General features: G+C 46.0%; 4 protein-coding genes. All 4 read left to right on the top strand.

Features of this window, described 5'->3' with window-relative positions; translation table 11 throughout:
• A partial coding sequence (locus tag DPG01_RS18385; protein ID WP_213066006.1) for a phage BR0599 family protein occupies positions 1-446 on the top strand: 446 nt, incomplete at its 5' end.
• A gap of 1 nt (position 447) precedes the next feature.
• Complete coding sequence (locus DPG01_RS18380) at positions 448-666, top strand: hypothetical protein (protein ID WP_110976001.1); 219 nt, start codon at positions 448-450, stop codon at positions 664-666.
• Positions 663-884 carry a hypothetical protein gene (locus tag DPG01_RS18375; RefSeq protein ID WP_110976000.1) on the top strand — a complete coding sequence of 74 codons (222 nt, stop codon included), beginning with the start codon at positions 663-665 and terminating at the stop codon, positions 882-884. The genes DPG01_RS18380 and DPG01_RS18375 overlap by 4 nt, the downstream gene beginning before the upstream one ends.
• Positions 850-1,176, top strand: a 327-nt coding sequence (locus DPG01_RS18370; protein ID WP_228157031.1) for a hypothetical protein, incomplete at its 3' end; no start/stop codon positions are given. The genes DPG01_RS18375 and DPG01_RS18370, both read left to right, overlap by 35 nt.

The raw sequence follows: 1,176 nt of genomic DNA, 5'->3' as shown, positions 1-1,176 counted from the left end.
CTAGCACGGGCAATCAGCTTGTTTTAAAGCGGCGCTTTGATTCGTTTAGCAACATTGCACTGAACGATGCTGAATACACGGCATTAATGGATGATATTGCCTTAAAAACTCAAGCACTGGCAGATGCTCGAGCGGAATTGGTACTTAAACAGATGGCCTATGACCAAGCGCTTGAGGCATTGAATAATGCAGCTCCTGAAGATCCAAATTATCAGGACTTGGTGGATGCGCTTGCACTGGCTGAAACCGAAAAAAATGCAGCAGCTGATACAATCCCGATTGCTGAGGCTGAACTTCACTCCGCTGAAGAAGCCGTGCCTTATGTGACGCTTTATCCAGGGTGCTTAAAAACACCGGATGCATGTAAGGCCTATGCCAATCTGCCAAATTATGGCGGTTTTCCTTTTGTTCCGGGTGATAACCCATTAGTCAGACAGGTGGTGTGATATGTGGCCTCAGATTATTTTTGCTGTTGTGACCATGATTGTATCGGTCGCAGTGTCTTTAATGATGGCGAGGAATCAACAAAATAGAACAGTGGCGGGTGAGGTTGAAGCACCCAGCGTTGAATATGGGACACCAATCAAGGTGGTGCTCGGTTCACGCGATGTCGCGCCAACCTATACCTATTTTGGCGATCAAAAGGCGGTGGCTCTGAAAAAATGAAAATTTACATTCGACATATTCGGGCTGCTAAGTATTGCAGAAAAGAGGGCGTTAAGCCCTTTTTTGATGCTCATCATTGGGACTGGCCAGATTTCTTGGCCAATGGGATTGATGCCCAAAAGCTGATTGATACACAAGATGCCATGGCTTTAAACGTCGTAAAGATTGCACAGGAAGAACACAATGAGCGGCAGCAAAAAACAGGTTTATGCATATAAATATTTAGCTGGGTTTCATGTTGTGCTTGCCCATGCAGGGTGCTTTCTTCGTCGCATTTGGGTGGAAGATAAAGAAGCCTGGTATGGCGGGATGGGCAATGGCTCAAGCCGTATTGCGCAGCAAAATTTATTTGGTGGCGTAGATGTTGGCGGTGGTGGCGGGATTCAAGGAGACTTTAATTATTACACAGGCTCTCCAAACCAATTACCAGATCCTTATTTAGAGCAAAAGCTAGGGGTGGGGAATGTGCCTGCATATAGGGGTGTCAGCTCTCTGTGTGGTCATTTTTAT

The organism is Acinetobacter sp. WCHAc060042, assembly GCF_003231195.1.
Taxonomy (GTDB): Bacteria; Pseudomonadota; Gammaproteobacteria; order Pseudomonadales; family Moraxellaceae; genus Acinetobacter.
Note: the sequence above shows the minus strand (reverse complement) of the source record. Positions and strands in the feature narration are given on the sequence as shown.

Excerpts from the sequence above, each read along its gene's own strand:
- DPG01_RS18380 (WP_110976001.1), top strand. The coding sequence starts at position 448 with ATGTGGCCTCAGATTATTTTTGCTGTTGTGACCATGATTGTATCGGTC.
- DPG01_RS18375 (WP_110976000.1), top strand. The coding sequence starts at position 663 with ATGAAAATTTACATTCGACATATTCGGGCTGCTAAGTATTGCAGAAAA.